Below are 19,787 nucleotides of genomic sequence, written 5' to 3'. Positions count from 1 at the left end.
GTAAAAATTATCTTGTAGTATTTTGAAATAGTTTGGCTATACTGAATATACTTGTTGCCTTTGAAGCCTTGTCATTTCAGTATAGCGAGTGAAAAGGTGGCAAATTATACAGCGTTTTAATGAAGACGGCTATTAAATAATGTAGTGTTACAATTTTTTGATTTAGATATTTTTTTATTAAAAATGAAAAAAATTGTTTTATTTTTAATAAAAATAGGATATTGTTTATCTGAATCTAAAAAACCAACATTATATTTATAAATTAACTAGTCAAATACGAGAGGATTGATTATGGCAAACACTCAAGCAATTGCAAAAGTCTTTGAACTTATTGAAGAACACGGAATTCGTTTTGTTGATCTTCGTTTTACAGATATCAAAGGGAAGGAACAACACGTTTCTGTGCCGGTCAGTGCTGTTGATGAAGATTTTTTTGAAGATGGAAAAATGTTTGATGGATCTTCTATTGCCGGTTGGAAAACTATCAATAAATCCGATATGGTATTGATGCCGATTCCAGAAAGTGCATTAGTCGACCCTTTCTTTAGCGTTCCGACACTCTCTATTCGTTGTGATGTTTATGAACCAACTACAATGCAAGGTTACGATCGCGATCCGCGTTCAATTGCAATTCGAGCAGAAGAATACCTTAAAGCATCTGGTATTGCAGATACTGTATTAGTTGGACCGGAACCTGAATTTTTTATCTTTGATGATGTACGTTTCAAAACAGGAATGTCAGGTTCTTTCTATGAAATTGATGATATCGAAGCGAGCTGGAATAGCGACAAAGAGTATGAAGGTGGAAACAAAGGTCATCGTCCGGCAACTAAAGGCGGTTATTTCCCTGTTCCACCGGTTGATTCTTCACAAGATTTACGTTCTGAAATGTGCTTAGTAATGGAAGATATGGGCTTAGTGATTGAAGCTCATCACCACGAAGTAGCAACAGCCGGACAAAACGAAATTGCTTGTCGTTTTAATACGTTAACTTTAAAAGCGGATGAAACACAAATTTATAAATATGTTGTTCATAATGTTGCGTTTGAACACGGTAAAACCGCTTGTTTTATGCCAAAACCACTTTTTGGCGATAACGGTTCAGGTATGCACTGCCATATCTCTTTAGGTAAAGATGGTGTGAATTTATTCTCCGGTGATAAATATGCTGGATTATCTGAACTTTCTCTCTTCTTTATTGGGGGTGTAATTAAACACGCTAAAGCATTGAATGCGTTTACCAACCCGACAACCAACTCTTATAAACGTTTGGTACCTGGCTATGAAGCACCAGTATTGTTGGCTTATTCAGCAAGTAACCGTTCTGCATCAATTAGGATTCCTACAGTATCAAGTCCTAAAGCGCGTCGTATTGAAGTTCGTTTCCCAGATCCAGGTGCAAACCCATATTTGGCATTTTCTGCAATTTTAATGGCAGGTTTAGATGGTATTATCAATAAGATCCATCCAGGGGATGCAATGGATAAAAACTTATACGACTTACCGCCTGAAGAGTTAAAAGAGATCCCGACTGTAGCAGGTTCTTTAGATGAAGCGCTTGCTTCATTGGCAGCAGATCACGAATTCTTAACTCGTGGTGGCGTATTCAGCAGCGACTTTATTGAAGCCTATATCGAATTGAAAAATAAAGAAGTTGATCGTATTCGTTTATTGCCACATCCGGCAGAATTTGAATTATATTATTCACTCTAATTGTTGCTAAAAATGAGCTAAGTCCAGCCCCGAGAATACGCAGTTTTCGGGGCTTGTTTTTTTAGATAAAAGCTGTCTAATCCTTGATAAAACAGCTGATTTGTATTAAAACTAACTAAAGTTACCAAACACAACTGAGGAGCAAATAATGAGACTTTATACTTATGAACATTGTCCATATTGTGTACGTGCCAGAATGATTTTCGGTTTAAAAAATATCCCGGTTGATGTCATTGTGTTGGCAAATCATCACGAAGACACCCCGATGCAACTAGTGGGGCGTAAAGTTGTGCCAATCCTTGCTGACAGTGATGGAATGGTAATGCCGGAAAGTTTGGATATCGTCCGTTATGTTGATAAAAAATATGGCGAGCCTTGCTTAAAAGAAAATGTTCGTGAGGAAGTGAGTCAATGGCTGCAAAAAGTAGGCAGTTATTACAATCATTTAGTGATTCCTCGATTTACACAAATCGGCTTAAAAGAGTTTGCAATGCCGGAATCAGTGGAATATTTCACTATGAAAAAAAGTAAAATGATTGGTAATTTTGCTGAAAATTTAGCACAAACCCCACAATATTTAGCAAAAATTAATCAAGATCTTAAAGAGTTGAACGATTTGATCGTCAGCCCGAAAGCGAGCTCCGGAGAGTTGTCAATCGAAGATATCGTGTTATTCCCGGTTTTGCGTAATTTAACAATTGTGAAAGGAATCGAATTTCCGAATAAAGTTGCCGCCTATGTGAAAAAAATGTCATTGATGTCGGGCGTAGAGCTTTATACGGAGAGAGCGGTTTGATAAATTTTTTATCAAAAAACCTATTGCATTTTTGTAGATGATCCAGTAGTGTAAATAACAGTTTTGACATTAAGGATACAACAAATGAAATTTTCTCGAATTGCTCATCATCACCATCATCAACCTGATTAATCTTTCAGGCGATGGTGCGTGGAAGATTAATAATCTTCCGAGCATTCGATATGAATCACAATCCTCTCGGAAGATAATTTCGAGAGGATTTTTTATTTTCAGTTATAGGAAAAAATTATGAGCATTACACAACTTTCTCGTAAAAATATTCAGGCATTAACCCCTTATCAATCTGCACGTCGGTTGGGGGGAAAAGGAGATATTTGGCTAAATGCCAATGAATACCCAATCTCACCGGATTTCTCATTAAGCGTTCAAAATTTTAATCGTTATCCTGAAGCACAACCACAGGCAGTGATCCAGTCTTATGCAAATTATGCTGGTGTGATTATGAACAATGTGTTAGTGAGTCGTGGTGGAGACGAAAGTATTGAATTAATTATCAGAGCTTTTTGTGAGCCGAGTCAGGATGCTATTTTGTATTGTCCTCCAACATATGGGATGTATTCAGTTAGTGCAGAAACTTGCGGAATTGCTTGCAAAAAAGTGCCATTGACTAAAGACTTTCAACTAAATTTAGCTGAAATTGAGTGTCAATTGGATAATGTGAAAGTTGTGTTTGTTTGCAGTCCGAATAATCCTACTGGGAATTTATTAAAACGTGAGGATTTAATTTCTTTGCTAGAGATGACAAAAAATCGTGTAATTGTGGTGGTTGATGAAGCTTATATCGAATTTTGTCCAGATGCAACAATGGTTTCTGAGTTAAAAAATTATCCACACCTAGCTATTATCCGTACTTTGTCGAAGGCTTTTGCTTTAGCTGGCTTGCGTTGTGGTTTTACTCTTGCTAATGAAGAGTTAATAGGTGTATTGCAAAAAGTTATCGCTCCTTATCCATTGCCTAGTCCGGTCGTTGATATTGCAGCCCAAGCACTTTCTACACAAGGAGTGGCATTAATGCGGCAACGTGTTAATGAGGTGTTGAATAATCGTGTTAAATTAAGTGAAGCGTTGGTTCAATTCCCAATTATTGATACTGTTTATCCAAGTGAATCTAATTATATTCTGTTTAAAGCACAAGACGGACAAAAATTATTTCAATATTTATGGGATAACGGCATTATTTTGCGTAATCAAAATAGTCAATTATTTTTAGAAAATTGTATTCGTATTACTGTCGGTACGGCAACAGAAAACAGCCGTACATTAGAAGCCATTAATCAATTTGTACAGCAAGGAAAATAATATGAAAAAACAACAATCTATCTTATTTATCGACCGTGATGGCACATTAATTGACGAACCGAAAACCGATTTTCAAATTGATAGTTTAGAGAAATTAAAATTTGAAAAAAATGTGATTCCCGCGTTGTTGAAACTGCAAAAGAAATATCGCTTTGTAATGGTTTCTAACCAAGATGGGCTTGGAACGGCTTCATTTCCGCAGGAGGATTTTGACAAACCGCATAATGCGATGTTGGAAGTTTTTCGCTCACAAGGCATTGAATTTGATGACATTTTAATTTGCCCGCATAAGCCTGAAGACAACTGCCAATGCCGTAAGCCAAAAACTAAATTGCTGAAAAAATATATTGAAAAACAGCTTTTTGATCCTGCCACCAGCTTTGTAATTGGCGATCGTGCCACTGATGTACAATTAGCTGAAAATCTGGGTATTCAAGCCCTGCAATATCACCCAGAAAAGTTGAATTGGGATTTGATCGCAGAAAAATTATTGACTGAACCCGTTACCAATATTGGCGAACGCACGCCACGTTATGCCGAAGTGGAACGCAACACCAAAGAAACAGACATCAAAGTGCAAGTGTGGTTAGACGAAACGGGCGTAAACCACATTCACACGGGCGTGGGCTTTTTCGATCATATGCTTGATCAAATTGCCACCCACGGCGGTTTTAGAATGAACATCAGCTGTAAAGGGGATTTGCATATTGACGAACACCACACGGTGGAAGACACCGCTCTTGCACTCGGCACAGCATTAAAACAAGCTATCGGTGATAAACGTGGTATCGCCCGCTTTGGCTTTGTGTTGCCAATGGACAAATGCAAAGCGGAATGTGCGTTGGATCTTTCTGGTCGCCCTTACTTTAAATTTAAAGCGAAATTCAAACGGGAAAAAGTAGGCGATTTCAGCACGGAAATGACCGAACATTTCTTCCAATCCCTTGCCTTTACAATGCTTGCCACCTTGCATTTAAAAGCCAGTGGCGACAACGATCACCACAAAATCGAAAGCCTGTTTAAAGTGTTCGGACGCACCTTAAGACAAGCCATTCGTATTGAAGGCAATGAAATGCCGAGTAGTAAGGGTGTGTTGTAATCACAGTATTTAAAAGTGCGGTGTGATTTTTGAATGTTTTTAATACATCGAAATCAAATTTAACAAGGAAGATAAAATGCTAACTGATACTCATATCATCACCGACATCAAACAAATCATCGCCCAATCCCGTGAAAATGCGGTAAGAGCGGTGGATTTTCAGCGTGTGCTGATGTATTGGCACATTGGCAAGCGTATTTTTGAAGAAGAACAGCAAGGGCAAGAGAGGGCGGATTATGGGGCTTATTTAATCAAATATCTTGCTCAGCAACTTGAACCTGAATTTGGCAGTAGCTTTTCTCATCGAAATCTGAATTGGTATCGCCAATTTTATCGCACGTTTCCAATTGTGAACGCACTGCGTTCACAATTAAACTGGACGCAATATCGCTTGCTTTTACGCCTCAACGATCCTGATAAACGCGAGTTTTATATTGGTGAAAGTATCAAAAATAATTGGAGTTCTCGCCAGTTAGAACGCCAAATCAACAGCAGTTTATACGAACGTTTATTATTGAGTAACGATAAAGAAACCGTGCTTGCAATGGCGAATAATCAGCTTGTTCCCAGTGATCCAAAACATATTATTAAAGATCCGATGGTGTTGGAATTTCTTGGTCTGCAACGTGAAAGTGCTTATTACGAAAAAGATCTTGAACAAGCCATTATTACTCACTTACAAGAATTTTTACTTGAATTAGGCAACGGCTTTTCTTTTGTGGCTCGTCAGAAACGTTTACATCTTGATGGCGATGATTTTTTTGTCGATCTCGTTTTATACAACCGACTGCTGCAATGCTTTGTGATTATCGAAATCAAAACCCACAAATTAACTCATCAGGATTTGGGGCAGTTGCAAATGTATGTGAATTATTTTGATCGCGTTGAAAAACTGCCACGAGAAAATCCAACCATTGGCATCTTATTATGTGCAGATAAAAACGATAGCGTGGTGAAATTTTCTTTACCCGAAAATCAACAGCAAATTTTCGCCAGCCAATATCAACTTTATCTGCCGTCAGAAGAATTATTGCTGACAGAAATACGCAAAGAAATCGAAAATTTTGAACAAAAACAACAAGAAAGCTAGGAAATTCAGAAAACAATGCAAACCATTACTATCATCAACACAGGCTGTGCTAATCTCTCTTCAGTGAAATTTGCGTTTGACCGTTTGGGCTATCAGGCGGAGATTACCGATGATTTAGCCAAAATCCAAAGTGCAAAAAAACTTATTTTGCCGGGGGTGGGAACGGCGTCAGCCGCAATGCAAAATATGCAATCTCGACAATTAACTGAAACAATTCAACAGCTCACTCAGCCTGTATTAGGCATTTGTTTGGGAATGCAGCTAATGACCGATTATTCCGCTGAAGGTGAAATAAAAACCCTTAGACTGATTAACGGCAACACGCAACGCTTGCCAAATAAAGGGCTGCCATTGCCGCATATGGGCTGGAATAAGGTGCATTATCAGGATCTCCACCCGCTATTTGAACATATCCCACAAGATAGCTATTTCTATTTTGTGCATAGCTATGCGGTGTTGCCGAATGAAAATACCATTGCAGCCTGTGATTATGGCGTGCCATTTTCTGCAGCGATTGCAAAAAATAATTTTTACGGCGTGCAGTTTCACCCCGAGCGTTCAGGCAAGGTGGGCGAGCAATTATTGCGGAATTTTATTGAAAATCTGTAATTTAAAAACGGTAAAATCGTTCATACCACCACAGGATTAAGCAGCCCATGGGGGTTGAAATTACGTTTATGGCTTAGTTAATAAAAACAAAAGAGAACACAACAATGAAAAAAACATCACAAATTATCCCCGCACTTGATCTAATTGATGGCAAGGTTGTGCGGTTGTATCAAGGGGATTACGCCCAGCAAACCCAATATAGCGACAATCCTATCGCCCAATTTCAGCATTATTTATCGCAAGGGGCGAAACAACTCCATTTGGTGGATTTAACGGGGGCGAAAGATCCGAGCCAACGCCAAACTAAACTTATTGGCGAAATCATTGCCACCACACAAGCCAATATTCAGGTGGGCGGGGGCATTCGTACAGAACAAGATGTGGCGGATCTATTTCGTGTTGGGGCAAACCGTGTAGTCATTGGTTCAACGGCGGTTAAGCAGCCTGAAATGGTGAAGCAATGGTTTCAAAAATACGGTGCGGAAAAATTCGTTTTAGCCTTAGATATTCATATCGTGGACGGTGAAAAACGCATCGCCATTCACGGTTGGCAAGAAACTAGCTCGCTCACTTTAGAGCAAGTGATTGAAGATTTCAGCCAAGTGGGCTTACAGCACGTGCTATGCACTGACATTTCTCGTGATGGCACATTGCAAGGCTCGAATGTGGCGTTATATCAAGAAATCTGCACCGCCTTTCCACAGATTGAATTTCAATCCTCAGGTGGTATCGGCTCATTAGCAGACATCGCTGCTTTAAAAAATACAGGCGTGGCTGGCGTGATTGTTGGTCGTGCATTACTAGAAGGAAAATTTGACGTGGCGGAGGCAATCCAATGTTGGCAAAACGCATAATTCCTTGCTTAGATGTTCGTGATGGGCAGGTTGTGAAAGGCGTGCAATTCCGCAACCACGAGATTATCGGCGATATTGTGCCGCTAGCAAAACGTTATGCGGAAGAAGGGGCGGACGAGTTGGTGTTTTATGACATTACCGCCTCGTCAGACGGTCGCACCGTAGATAAAAGCTGGGTGGAGCGGGTCGCCAAAGAGATCAATATTCCATTCTGTGTGGCTGGGGGAATCAAGACTATTGCCGATGCCGAGCAAATTTTCACCTTTGGCGCGGATAAAATTTCTATAAATTCCCCCGCACTTGCCGATCCTGATTTAATCTCTCGCTTGGCGGATCGCTTTGGCGTGCAAGCCATTGTGGTGGGGATCGACACTTGGTATGATGCCAAACAAGATAAATATTGGGTCAATCAATACACAGGCGATGAAAAATGCACCCGCCAAACAAACTGGCAAACCCTCGATTGGGTGCAAGAAGTGCAAAAACGCGGGGCAGGTGAAATCGTGCTAAATATGATGAATCAAGACGGCGTGCGTCAAGGCTATGATTTAGTTCAATTGAAAAAGGTACGGGAAGTCTGCAACGTACCACTGATCGCTTCAGGAGGAGCGGGCGAAATGGTGCATTTCCGTGATGCCTTTATTGAAGCCAATGTGGACGGTGCATTAGCCGCAAGCGTATTTCATAAGCGGATTATTGATATTGGGGAGTTGAAAAAGTATTTATGCAATGAAAAAATTGAAGTGAGAGGTTAGGAATAAAATGAGCAATAAATTATTAACAGAACAAATTAATTGGCAAAAAGTAGGCGGTTTGCTCCCTGTTATCGTACAAAATGCAATCACCTGCGAAGTGTTAATGCTGGGCTATATGAATGCGGAAGCTCTTGAGAAAACCCTTGCAGAGCGGAAAGTTACCTTTTATTCACGCACCAAGCAACGCTTATGGACAAAGGGGGAAACTTCTGGCAACTTTTTAAATGTTGTTGATTATACATTAGATTGTGATTGTGATACTTTGTTGATCTTGGCAAATCCGATTGGTGCAACCTGTCACGAAGGTACTGATAGCTGTTTTTCACCGGTTTCTGAAACACCGAATTGGATTTTCTTGAGTAAATTGGAAAAACTGTTGAATGCGCGTAAAAATGCTGATCCGAAGAGTTCTTATACCGCTTCACTTTATGCACGAGGCACAAAACGTATTGCACAAAAAGTCGGCGAAGAGGGGGTAGAAACTGCATTGGCGGCAACCGTGAAAGATCGCGAAGAAACCATTTGCGAGGCGGCGGATCTAGTTTACCATTTGACTGTATTATTGCAGGATGCCGATTTAGACTGGAGTGATGTTATTGAAAAATTAAAAGAACGTCATAAATAAACATCTGCAAACTAGTATTTATGGGGCGGTAAGCCCCATTTTTTATGCGTTTAAAATCTGTTTGACAGTCGCTGTTATATTGGCTGACTGCATAATGGTGGAAATCACCGCAACGCCGTCTGCACCGGCTTGTAAAAGCGCAGCAACGTGTTCGGTTCTAATGCCGCCAATAGCTACCAAAGGCTTATTGATGCCTTGTTCACGCAAAAATTGCACAAAGTTGATCCCCACATCTGGCGCAGCGTCCGCTTTGGAAAACGTCGGGAAAATCGGGCCGCAGCCATAATAATCCACGCCATTGAAAGCATTATGTTGCTGCGCTTGTTGCAAGGTATTTACGGATAAACCGATGAGCATTTTGCCTTGAATTTGTTGAGTGAGCTTATCCACGGCAAAATCTTTTTGCCCAACGTGAATGCCGTCTGCGTGCAATTTTTCTGCGAGTTGAACATCATTATTGATAATAAAAGGCACATTATATTGTTTACATAAATGTTGGCATTGGCGGGCAAGTTGCTCAATTTGTTGTGGATCTTGCAAGGAAAATTGCCCTTTTTCACGAAATTGATAACAAGTAATGCCAGCCTTTAACGCCTGTTCTAAACGAGCTAATAAGGTTTGTTGTGGCTGACTTGCATCATATTGTGGTAGATGACGACAATCTTGCGTACCTGCCACTAAATAACAGCGTAAAATTGATTTATCCATTTTTTTGCTCCTGTGAATAAGCCCAGTGATTGGTTGGGCCGTGTCCGTGTCCGATATTTAAAGGGTGCGTGATGGCGCTGGTAATAAAGGCTTTGGCAGTTTTGCAGGCTTGCTCCAACGATTGCCCTTTGGCAAGTTCAGCTGTTAAGCAAGCGGAAAAAGTGCAGCCTGTGCCGTGGGTATGCGGCGTGTTAAAACGTGGGCTTTCCAAGACAAAAGATGCTGTCGGCGTGAAAATAAAATCTTGGCATACCGCACTTTCGCTATTTTGCTGATGGCCACCTTTTATAATCACGGTTTTTGCGCCCATTTGTTGTAAATGTTCAGCAATTTGCGTAATACTGTGCTGATCTTCAGCTTTCAATCCTGTTAAGGCTTCTGCTTCAGGCAGATTTGGCGTTAGTACATCGGCTAAAGGCAATAGTTGCTCACGCATCGCTTGAATTGCCGATTGCTCCAATAAACTTGCGCCCCCTTTGGCGATCATCACCGGATCGATAACCACATTCGCAAATGGGTGCTGACGCAAAAAAGTGGCCACGGTTTGGATAATTTCAGCCGTGCCGAGCATACCAATTTTTACCGCATTGGGCGTGAAATCTGCCACAATTGCCTTGAGTTGCGCTTCAATAGTACTAAGGGGGATTAAATGAATATCCGTTACGCCTAAGGTGTTTTGTGCGGTGACGGCGGTGATCACGCTCATTCCAAATACATTACGCATTTGAAAGGTTTTCAGATCTGCTTGAATACCCGCACCGCCGCCGCTGTCTGAGCCGGCAATAGTCAGGGCTTGTGCAATATGAGTCATTGTTGCTCCTTATTTTTCTATGTGAACCTGTGCGAATTGTGCCACTTGTTGATCGCTCAGTTCGCCAAGTTGATCTAAAAGTGCGGTGTAAAATTGTCCATATTTTGTGCTTCCTAAATCTTTCGCAGCCAGTTGCCCTGCCACCGCATAGGCCGTACTGGCTTGCACTACTGCATTAAAAGGTTGGTTCGGGTCGACCGCTAAAAAAGCCCCTAACACCGCGCCAAGCAAACAACCTGAGCCCGTGATTTTAGGAAACATTGGCGTGCCGTTATCAATGGCTGCCACTTGCACGCCATCGCTGATGTAATCTACCGCACCGCTCACTGCCACAACACATTGATGACGTTGCGCAGCCAGTTTGGCAATTTGTTTTACATCGCCTTCGCCTTGCCCTGCGTCCACGCCTTTCGCCGCCCAATTCACTCCTGCTAGCTGGGCGATTTCCCCAGCATTGCCACGAATAGCGGTGAATTTTACCTTGCTCAGTAATTCAGCCACCACGTCCTTGCGATACTGTGTTGCGCCCACGCCGACAGGATCAAGCACCACAGGAATGCCCGCTTTATTCGCTGCTTTACCAGCCGCCAACATTGCTTTTACCTTGAAAGGATCGAGCGTGCCAATGTTAATCACCAAGGCTGCGCTAAATTGAGCAAGATCCGCCATTTCTTCTTCGGCATCTGCCATAATCGGCGATGCGCCCAAGGCTAATAGTCCATTCGCTACATAGTTTGCCACCACAATGTTGGTGATGTTGTGAATTAAAGGATTTGTTTGGCGAATTTTTTCTAATAAATTGAAGTTCATATTATTTCCTTTCTACTTAATTTGACGTGCATAATCGGATAAAAGCGGTACTTTTTTAATTAATCCTTGTTTGTGCATAAATTCCGCCATTGTTTGGTAACGGTGTTGATCCAATGCACGTGGCATTAAACTTAAACGAGGCAAAGTATCTTGCCACGCTGCACGATTCAGTGCGTTATCCAATTCTTGCGGTTTATAGCTCATAAATGTTTGCCACGCCTCTTGTGGATGATTGCTGATATAAACGGTCGCCTGTTCAATAGCAGTGAGAAAAGCGGAGAGTTTTGCTTGATATTGAGGGTTGTCTAATTTGTTTTTATTGGCTAATAAAATCAATTCATCATAAATTGGTACACCGTGTTCTTCCGGATAAAAAGCGATTCCCTGTTGTTTTTCTAAACTAAGCTGATTAAGTTCAAAATTACGAAATGCACCGACTACCCCATCCACCTGTTTGCTCATCAATGCCGGTGATAATGACCAATTTACATTGATCTTTTCCACTTCATTTGGATTAACGCCGGCGGATTTCAGCATTGTGCCGAGTAAAACCTCTTCAAAACCACTGACCGAATAACCGATTTTTTTGCCTTTAAAATCGGCTAATGTTTTGATATTGCTCTCTTTTAAGGCAACGATACTGTTTAATGGCGTTGCGATTAATGTGGCTATACGCACTAAAGGCAAGCCTTGATCGACATCTAAATAAAGTTGTGGTTGATAACCGACAGCCAAATCACTTTTGCCGGCAGCAACTAATTTTGGCGGCATAGAGGGATCGGCAGGTTCAATGATTTCCATCTCAATTCCATTTTTCGCAAAAAATCCTTTCTGTTGTGCCACAATGAGGGCGGCGTGATCAGGGTTAACGAACCAATCCAGTTGTAAACTTAATTTTTCAGCTTGCGCAAACCAAGCAAAAAATGAGAGTAAAAATGTAGTAAAAAATAGACGAGTTTTCATAAGATTTCCTCTGATTAATGTTATGAACGATCCAACCCCATTTGCCAAAAGGCAATTTCCATTCGGGTAGCGGTGGTAAAAATATGCTGCAATTTTTGCTGTTGTTGTGGAGAAATGCCGGCGCAAAGTTGTTCCAGCTGTTGAGCAATCGCATTGGCGGCAGCTTGAAACTCCTTGGCGGCATAGGTATCAATCCAAGTCTGATAAGGATTATTTTTCGCCTGTGGTAAAGCCGCTAGCCGTTTACCGATTTCTGCATAGCCTAAAGCGCAAGGCGCAATGGCAGTATAAAGTTCAGCTAAACCGCCTTGTAAACCGCAATCAAGCATATAACGGGTATAAGCTACACAAGCCGGCGATTCCGGTGTATTGTCCAGCTCAGATTTAGAAATTTGCCATTGTTGGCAATAATGAATATGTAATTGCACTTCTGCCAAAATATGCTGCAAATCTTGATTAAAAGCAGTAAGTTGCGCAAAGTGGTGAGATTTATACATCGCCAACGCTAAAGCACGGCTGTAATGCAGTAAATAGTGATAATCTTGAATCAGATAATGTTGAAAAGAGGCGAGCGGTAATGTGCCGTTGCCAAGCTGTTGCACAAAAGGATGTTCAACGTAATGTTGCCAATCCGGTTGAGACTGTTGCATAAATCGCTGTGTAATTGACATTATTTCTCCTTAACGTAATTGCGTCACCCAAGGTAAGGCGCGACGCAGTAATTTATCGGTAATAAAAAAGAGCAGTAGCGTGATTAACATTAATAAAAACAGGGCAGAAAACATTAAATCAACCTGCATACGTGCGTTGGCGTGTAGCATTAGATAGCCTAAACCTTGATTTGCACCGACCCATTCGCCGATGACTGCGCCAATCGGTGCAATGGAAACGGCTATGCGTAAACCGGATGCGAGCGCAGGTAATGCTGTCGGCAGACGAACTTTAAACAGCATTTGCCAACGAGTAATTTGCATGGTTTGTGCCAGTTCCAACCAAATCTTCGGTGTATTTCTCAAGCCGTCATAACAGGCGGCGGTAACCGGAAAATAGATAATTAGAATTGTCATTGCGACCTTTGAAGCCAATCCGTAACCGAGCCACAACACCAGCAGTGGCGCAATCGCAAAAACAGGAATAGCTTGCGAGATCAGTAGTAACGGCAATAAAAAAGTAGCAATCCGATTGGATATAGAGAGCAAAATGGCGGAAAACAAGCCGAAAATAAAGCCAAGAAACAAGCCAAGAAAAATTTCCAATAACGTAACCATGGTGTGCTGCCACAACAGCTGATGCCGAGAAGCGAGCTGTTGGAACACATCGGACGGTGTCGGCAACAGATAGTGAGGTAAATCCCAAACAAGAATTGCGCCTTGCCATAACGCTAATAAAAATAGACAGAGCAGCGTGGTTTTTAACAGTGAGGATAGCGAATACATTAAGATTCCTCCTGCAAAAGAGAGAATAACTGTTGGTATAACTGCCAAAATTGCGGTTGTTGCGGTGAATGAACAACGTCTGAAACTTTTTGTGAGAGAACAACACGATCAGTTTGTTTTTGCAGCACAAAAATATCATCACATAGCTGCAATGCTTCTTGCGGATCGTGTGTGACCAATAGGACCGTTTTCTCGGCTAATAAGGTGGTTGCAAGTTGATAGAGCTGTTGGCGTGTAACCACATCTAAAGCGGAAAAAGGTTCATCCATTAAGATTAAATCGGAAGATTGCATTAGCGTTCTCGCCAATGCTACACGTTGCCGTTGACCGCCGGAAAGTCGATAACAAGGCTTATGCTGATAATCCGCTAATTGCACTTGCTCCAGTAGTGATAACGCTTGTTGGCGGCTTGCTTGATTTTTTGTGCCTTGTAAATGCTGTGCCAGCTGCACGTTATCTAAAACGGATAACCAAGGAAACAAGCCGTCATTTTGTGCCATAAATGCAATTTTTTGCTGATGGTTCCGGCAATGTTTAAATGTGATTTTTCCTGATTTCAGTGCGTTTTGTTCCAATCCGGCAATGACACGCAATAAAGTCGATTTACCCACACCGGAACGCCCGAGAACAGCACTCCAACGAGCGTGGGCAATATCAAAATTAAAGTCGACAAACAGCGGCTTGTCAGCAAATGACAAGGTTAATTGTAGGATTTCTACCGCATTCATTATTGATAACCCAATATCAGCGAATGAATGATAAATAGCGGTAATGAGTAAAAATCAGAAAGGAAATGGGAATAGATAAAAAGTGTAAATGTTGCATAATTAGTTTCCTACGTCAGTGCTAACTGGATCAGGTTCAACGGGTATTTTCTCAGCTGTTAAACAGCACCCCGACTAATGGTCGATTACTTTACAGCGAAATTTTGGCAATGGCAACAGATAGGCAATGAGAAATTTAAGAAAATTGTTATTTTTATGTTACTCAAAACAAAATAAAAGCGTGATATGTAAGCGGTCTATTTTTAATTGAGTAGAGAATGACAAGATGTTTGCAAATAAAAACTCCCCCACTATCGACTAATGGAGGAGTGTTCAACATTAAATCACAACAGCAAAGTTATAGAATTTCTTTTGCTTTAGCGACAACATTATCCACAGTGAAGCCGAAGAGTTTGAATAACTCGCCTGCCGGTGCAGATTCACCGAAACGATTCATTCCGACAATACGACCTTCTAAACCAACGTATTTATACCAGAAATCGGCAATACCGGCTTCAATAGCAACACGTTTGTTGACACTGCTTGGTAATACGCTTTCTTTATAATCGGCATCCTGTTTATCGAAAACATTGGTGCTTGGCATAGATACAACACGTACTTTGTGACCTTCTGCGGTTAATTGTTCCGCCGCTTTCACTGCCAATTCCACTTCCGAACCGGTTGCAATAAAGATTATTTCAGGTGTGCCTTCGCAATCTTTTAAGATATAAGCACCGCGTCTTACGTTAGCAAGCTGTTCCGCATTTCTATCCATTTGCGCTAGGTTTTGACGAGTGAAAATTAATGCACTTGGACCTTCAGCACGTTCAACTGCCGCCTGCCACGCAATCGCAGATTCCACTTGGTCACACGGACGCCAGGTTTCCAAATTTGGAATTAAACGTAATGCCGCAGTTTGTTCAACCGGTTGGTGAGTTGGGCCGTCTTCCCCTAAGCCGATAGAATCGTGGGTGTAAACGAACAACACACGTTGTTTCATTAATGCTGCCATACGTACCGCATTATGCGCATATTCCATAAACATTAAGAAAGTCGCACCGTAAGGAATAAAGCCACCGTGTAGCGCAATACCGTTCATAATGGCGGACATCCCGAATTCACGCACACCGTAGTTGATATAGTTACCGTCAACCACATTGGCACGTAACGGTTTTGAACCTGACCATAAGGTTAAGTTTGAACCTGCCAAGTCAGCAGAACCGCCTAAAAATTCAGGCAGAATTTTAGCATAGGCTTCAATCGCATTTTGTGAGGCTTTACGGCTGGCGATAGTCGCTGGATTGGCTTGCAATTTTTCGATAAAGGCTTGAGATTGTGCTTTCCAATCTGCCGGTAATTCGCCGGCTAAACGACGTGATAATTCAGCTGCCAATTCCGGATAGGCTGCTTGGTAAGCGGCAAAGCGTTTATTCCATTCCGCTTCTTTTGCTGCACCTTGCTGTTTTGCATCCCATTCTGCATAAATTTCAGCCGGAATTTCAAACGGTGCATAGTTCCAACCTAAATTCTTACGGGTTAATGCAATTTCTTCATCACCTAATGGTGCGCCGTGGCTATCGTGAGAATTGGCTTTATTCGGTGAGCCATAGCCGATAATGGTTTTACAGATAATTAATGTCGGTTTTGAGGTTTCCGCTTTTGCTGCTTCAATCGCCGCTTTGATTTCAGCGGAATTATGACCGTCTACTGCAGGAATGACGTGCCAGCCGTAAGCTTCAAAACGTTTTTGGGTATCATCGGTAAACCAACCGTCAACGTGACCGTCGATTGAGATATTGTTGTCATCGTAGAACGCAATTAATTTACCCAAACCTAAAGTACCGGCAAGAGAGCAGGCTTCGTGAGAAACACCCTCCATTAAGCAGCCGTCGCCCAAGAAAACATAAGTATAGTGGTCAATCACATCGTGTCCCGGACGGTTAAATTGACCGGCTAAGGTTTTTTCAGCAATCGCCATCCCGACAGCATTGGTAATACCTTGCCCCAATGGGCCGGTGGTTGTTTCGACACCCGGTGCATAACCATATTCAGGGTGTCCGGGTGTTTTAGAATGCAATTGGCGGAACTGTTTTAAATCGTCGATAGAAAGGTCGTAACCGGTTAAGTGTAACAAGCTATAAATCAACATTGAGCCGTGACCGTTGGAAAGTACAAAGCGGTCACGATTAACCCATTTCGGGTTGTTTGGATTATGAGATAAAAAATCACGCCATAAAACTTCGGCGATATCCGCCATTCCCATAGGCGCACCCGGGTGCCCTGATTTTGCTTTTTGCACCGCATCCATACTTAAAAAACGAATTGCGTTTGCTAATTCTCGGCGAGTTGCCATATTTTTCTCCTTCTTTGCTAGCTAATTTCGAGTAGATAAGAGCATTTCTCTTAGAAAAACCGCATTTACTTTACCACTATTTTGTCGTGAAGTTGATTGCGTTATTACTTATTTTTGATCTGAATGAATCAAATTCAAAAGCCTGTTCATTCTACGTTATTTTTAGTAAGAAAAGGCAAATCAATGCAATCACTTATTACCGCTATTGCACAAAAGACAGCGCCTTTTCAACCACTTCGATACCGGCGCCGGTTTTATGTGCATTTTCGCTTAAATAACGTCGCCATTGTCTTGCACCGCGTTGATTTTGGAATGCACCCAGCATATGGCGTGTGATTGCTCCCAACGGCACGCCTTGCTGTAATTCCCGTTCAATATAAGGAAACATTTTTTCAACCGCTTCTAATGGAGTAACGATTGCTGCATTCGGATCAAACAACGCTTGATCAATATATCCCAATAATTGTGGGTTTTGATAAGCCTCACGCCCAACCATTACGCCATCGACATATTGTAGATGTTGCTGTATCTCTTCAATAGTTTTTATGCCGCCGTTGATCGCAATTTTCAGTTGTGGAAAATCCCGTTTTAATTGATAAACACGCGTGTAATCAAGCGGTGGAATTTCTCGATTTTCTTTCGGGCTTAATCCGGAAAGCCACGCTTTTCTGGCGTGAATAATAAAATCCTGACAACCGACTGCAGAGACTTTTTCAACAAAATCACAAAGAAATTCATAACTGTCGAGATCATCAATGCCGATTCGGGTTTTAACCGTGACCGGAATATTGATGCGTTGCTGCATTGCGTCAATACATTGTGCCACCAAGTCCGCTTTTGCCATTAGACAGGCACCGAAGAAACCGTTTTGCACGCGGTCTGATGGGCAACCGACATTCAAGTTAACTTCACTATAACCACGTTGCTCGGCAAGTGCGGCACAATCCGCCAGTTGTTGCGGATCGCTGCCGCCTAATTGTAGTGCTAACGGCAATTCTTGCAGATGATAAAGCAGATGATCATATTTAGCATAAATGATCGCCGGTGCGGTGACCATTTCGGTGTACAGCAAGGTATGACGACTGAATTGTCGATGAAAAAAACGGCAGTGACGTGTGGTCCAATCCAGCATTGGGGCGACAGAAAATCGCCCACGATAAAAATCAATTTGTGTTGTTGTCATTGGTTTTATGTTGTTGATTAAATTGTTCTTGAATACGTTGACGGAAGCGTCCCGCCGCAAAATGATAAAACGGTTTAGGGCAAATTTGGCGTGACACGATGGAAGCCATTAAGCTGGTACTGAGCAGCCAGACTAATTCGGGCTGACTACCTGTCATTTCCATTACAATCACACTGGCGGTCACCGGTGATTGTGTTGCCGCAGCTAAAAAAGCTGCCATAGATAATAACACTAAAAAACGTTGATCAACGATACCGCCGCTCAAATGCCAAATGTTGCTGCCGATTGCAGCACCGGTGGTTAATGCCGGTGTAAAAATCCCGCCGGCAATTCCTGACCAGTAAGTAAAGACAGTGGCAAACAGTTTAGCAATGCCGACAGAATTATCTAAAGCCTGATCATTTAATGCTTGAGTAACCACAGCATAGCCGGTGCCGTATGTTTGATGATTGGTGAATGTACCGAGTGCTGCTAATAATAGACCTAGAATAAAGGCAACTATGATAGGGTGGCGGCGGACAAAGCCACGCATAAATGTAGGTACATAAGCTGCAAGCCCTTTGCATAAGAGACGAGCGAATAATCCACCGAAAAAACCACAGATAATGGCGGTAATCAGTAACCAAATCACAATATTTTGTACGCTGTCAGCACCGCGATATTGCGGAAAATAAGGGTTATTTCCTTGAATCAGTACCAACATAAAACCGGCGGCAAGAACACCTAATAATACACGACGTTCCCACCGTAACGGCGTGCCTCGACCTATCTCTTCAATAGCAAAAATAACACCTGCCAAGGGGGCATTAAATGCGGCTGCCAAACCGCCAGCAGCACCAGTAGCAATTAATTCGTTATAACTCAAGCCTTTAAATGCCAAATTATATTTGCGACAGAATTTCCCCCAAGATAACATTACTGCCGCGCCCACCTGTACCGAAGGCCCTTCACGCCCAACGGATGCGCCGCAACACATCGCCAAAAAGGTGAGCGGAATTTTCCAGACGGTTTGAGCAAAATGTACCAATGTTTCTTTAGGTTTGCCGTGCGGTAAAGCAATAGAAGCGATAACTTGAGGGATACCGCTACCGGCAACATAAGGCGTAAATTTTTGAGTGAACCACGCGAGTGCAGCAATGCCGAAAGGGAGTAAAATCCAGGCAACTATTGGATCAAGGTTGACTAAAAAGGTATTAAGTTCTAATCCAAGTTCAACCAGTTTTGCAAAGCTCCAAGAAACAAGAGCAACTAATAACGCGCCAAGTAGTAAACAGATAAATTCAATACTTTTGCGAGAAAGACGGGAAGTTTGGTGTGTTTTGTGTTTTAAATAATTGCGCAAAGAAGAAAAAGATTGTTTTAATTGAGAAAGCATAAAATAGGATTGAGCGAAATTTACTAAATGGCGGTCATTATAAACAAGAATATTCGAGAATCGAAATGCTTTTGTGATTTTTTCGCTTCTCGAATATCAACCGTGATTTAAATACAACCGCCACAGCTGCCACAACGCCAATCATCTTTATTTACTGCTTGATAAAAAAAGCGCATATTTTGTTCATCAATTGGAATATCTTCTTGAATAAAAACATCAGTTAACCATTCGATATTTTCTAAAATCCAGTCATTTTCATCCAATCCTTCAAGATAAAGTTCATCTTCTGGATCAATAAAATTGTAGATTCCGCGTGTGCCCATATCGTGTTCGCGTTTTTCTTCTGGCAAAGTAATTGGTTTGCCTTGATAAGTAATTTCCCAATGCCCTAAACAAAGGGTATTACCTTTCGATGACCAGTGTGCATCAAATGGGTTTTCCATATTCGTACCTCTCTGATAAATCGTTGGCGGCAGTATAAGCCCGGATAACGAAGGCTTTAATTACTTAAATGAGGTAAATC

General features: G+C 41.7%; 20 protein-coding genes, 1 riboswitch and 1 other annotated feature. Of the genes, 9 read left to right on the top strand and 11 right to left on the bottom strand.

Annotation, left to right across the window (positions count from 1 at the left end; genetic code table 11):
* Positions 1-291: 291 nt before the first annotated feature.
* The 9 genes from glnA to hisIE all read left to right on the top strand — a co-directional run bounded on the left by glnA (position 292) and on the right by hisIE (position 8,861).
* Positions 292-1,713: a glutamate--ammonia ligase gene (glnA, locus tag QV04_RS02160; protein WP_065230694.1), complete on the top strand. Its 1,422-nt coding sequence runs from the start codon at positions 292-294 to the stop codon at positions 1,711-1,713.
* 148 nt (positions 1,714-1,861) lie between these two features.
* Positions 1,862-2,509, top strand: a complete 648-nt coding sequence (grxB, locus tag QV04_RS02155; protein ID WP_018345893.1) for a glutaredoxin 2 — start codon at positions 1,862-1,864, stop codon at positions 2,507-2,509.
* A gap of 107 nt (positions 2,510-2,616) precedes the next feature.
* Positions 2,617-2,736 (top strand) — a sequence feature (His leader region).
* A gap of 22 nt (positions 2,737-2,758) precedes the next feature.
* Positions 2,759-3,829 carry a histidinol-phosphate transaminase gene (gene hisC / locus QV04_RS02150; protein WP_065230695.1) on the top strand — a complete coding sequence of 357 codons (1,071 nt, stop codon included), beginning with the start codon at positions 2,759-2,761 and terminating at the stop codon, positions 3,827-3,829.
* Position 3,830: 1 nt separating this feature from the next.
* Entirely contained in the window at positions 3,831-4,928 is a 1,098-nt protein-coding gene (gene hisB, locus QV04_RS02145; RefSeq protein ID WP_065230696.1) for a bifunctional histidinol-phosphatase/imidazoleglycerol-phosphate dehydratase HisB, read from the top strand.
* A gap of 76 nt (positions 4,929-5,004) precedes the next feature.
* Complete coding sequence (locus QV04_RS02140) at positions 5,005-6,018, top strand: PDDEXK nuclease domain-containing protein (protein WP_065230697.1); 1,014 nt, start codon at positions 5,005-5,007, stop codon at positions 6,016-6,018.
* Between the two features lie 15 nt (positions 6,019-6,033).
* A complete protein-coding gene (gene hisH / locus QV04_RS02135; RefSeq protein ID WP_039133941.1) occupies positions 6,034-6,627 on the top strand; it encodes an imidazole glycerol phosphate synthase subunit HisH in 594 nt (197 codons plus the stop codon).
* A gap of 104 nt (positions 6,628-6,731) precedes the next feature.
* Positions 6,732-7,481, top strand: coding sequence for a 1-(5-phosphoribosyl)-5-[(5-phosphoribosylamino)methylideneamino]imidazole-4-carboxamide isomerase (gene hisA / locus QV04_RS02130; protein WP_065230698.1), 750 nt, complete (start codon positions 6,732-6,734; stop codon positions 7,479-7,481).
* Complete coding sequence (gene hisF / locus QV04_RS02125; protein WP_039133938.1) at positions 7,463-8,236, top strand: imidazole glycerol phosphate synthase subunit HisF; 774 nt, start codon at positions 7,463-7,465, stop codon at positions 8,234-8,236. Before hisA ends, hisF begins: the two co-directional genes overlap by 19 nt.
* 7 nt (positions 8,237-8,243) lie before the next feature.
* On the top strand, positions 8,244-8,861 hold the full coding sequence (hisIE, locus tag QV04_RS02120) for a bifunctional phosphoribosyl-AMP cyclohydrolase/phosphoribosyl-ATP diphosphatase HisIE (RefSeq protein WP_065230699.1): 618 nt from the start codon (positions 8,244-8,246) through the stop codon (positions 8,859-8,861).
* Between the two features lie 42 nt (positions 8,862-8,903).
* On the opposite strand, the gene thiE is transcribed toward hisIE, so the two are convergent.
* The 11 genes from thiE to QV04_RS02065 form a co-directional block, all read right to left on the bottom strand.
* On the bottom strand, positions 8,904-9,569 hold the full coding sequence (thiE, locus tag QV04_RS02115; protein ID WP_065233133.1) for a thiamine phosphate synthase: 666 nt from the start codon (positions 9,567-9,569) through the stop codon (positions 8,904-8,906).
* Complete coding sequence (thiD, locus tag QV04_RS02110) at positions 9,562-10,380, bottom strand: bifunctional hydroxymethylpyrimidine kinase/phosphomethylpyrimidine kinase (RefSeq protein WP_065233132.1); 819 nt, start codon at positions 10,378-10,380, stop codon at positions 9,562-9,564. Before thiD ends, thiE begins: the two co-directional genes overlap by 8 nt.
* Before the next feature lie 9 nt (positions 10,381-10,389).
* Entirely contained in the window at positions 10,390-11,190 is an 801-nt protein-coding gene (gene thiM / locus QV04_RS02105) for a hydroxyethylthiazole kinase (protein ID WP_065233131.1), read from the bottom strand.
* 12 nt (positions 11,191-11,202) lie between these two features.
* Positions 11,203-12,153 (bottom strand): ABC transporter substrate-binding protein, encoded by a 951-nt coding sequence (locus tag QV04_RS02100; protein WP_065233130.1) that lies wholly within the window; start codon positions 12,151-12,153, stop codon positions 11,203-11,205.
* Between the two features lie 20 nt (positions 12,154-12,173).
* On the bottom strand, positions 12,174-12,824 hold the full coding sequence (tenA, locus tag QV04_RS02095; protein ID WP_065233129.1) for a thiaminase II: 651 nt from the start codon (positions 12,822-12,824) through the stop codon (positions 12,174-12,176).
* Positions 12,825-12,833: 9 nt separating this feature from the next.
* Positions 12,834-13,589 (bottom strand): ABC transporter permease, encoded by a 756-nt coding sequence (locus tag QV04_RS02090; RefSeq protein ID WP_065233128.1) that lies wholly within the window; start codon positions 13,587-13,589, stop codon positions 12,834-12,836.
* Positions 13,589-14,317: an ABC transporter ATP-binding protein gene (locus QV04_RS02085; RefSeq protein WP_065233127.1), complete on the bottom strand. Its 729-nt coding sequence runs from the start codon at positions 14,315-14,317 to the stop codon at positions 13,589-13,591. The genes QV04_RS02090 and QV04_RS02085 overlap by 1 nt, the downstream gene beginning before the upstream one ends.
* A gap of 87 nt (positions 14,318-14,404) precedes the next feature.
* Positions 14,405-14,497, bottom strand: a riboswitch (TPP riboswitch).
* Positions 14,498-14,711: 214 nt separating this feature from the next.
* The gene (tkt, locus tag QV04_RS02080) at positions 14,712-16,706 is read right to left on the bottom strand and encodes a transketolase (RefSeq protein WP_039081653.1); all 1,995 of its coding nucleotides are present in this window, start codon (positions 16,704-16,706) and stop codon (positions 14,712-14,714) included.
* Positions 16,707-16,908: 202 nt separating this feature from the next.
* Positions 16,909-17,889, bottom strand: coding sequence for a tRNA dihydrouridine(20/20a) synthase DusA (gene dusA, locus QV04_RS02075; RefSeq protein ID WP_065233126.1), 981 nt, complete (start codon positions 17,887-17,889; stop codon positions 16,909-16,911).
* A complete protein-coding gene (locus QV04_RS02070) occupies positions 17,870-19,264 on the bottom strand; it encodes a chloride channel protein (RefSeq protein WP_065233125.1) in 1,395 nt (464 codons plus the stop codon). Before QV04_RS02070 ends, dusA begins: the two co-directional genes overlap by 20 nt.
* A gap of 107 nt (positions 19,265-19,371) precedes the next feature.
* Positions 19,372-19,707 (bottom strand): hypothetical protein, encoded by a 336-nt coding sequence (locus QV04_RS02065; protein WP_065230393.1) that lies wholly within the window; start codon positions 19,705-19,707, stop codon positions 19,372-19,374.
* Positions 19,708-19,787 lie beyond the last annotated feature (80 nt).

Origin of the sequence: Gallibacterium genomosp. 1 (assembly GCF_001678575.1) — a bacterium.
Classification (GTDB): Bacteria; Pseudomonadota; Gammaproteobacteria; order Enterobacterales; family Pasteurellaceae; genus Gallibacterium.
The sequence above is the reverse complement of the archived record's forward strand: the minus strand, read 5'-3'. Positions and strand labels throughout refer to the sequence as shown.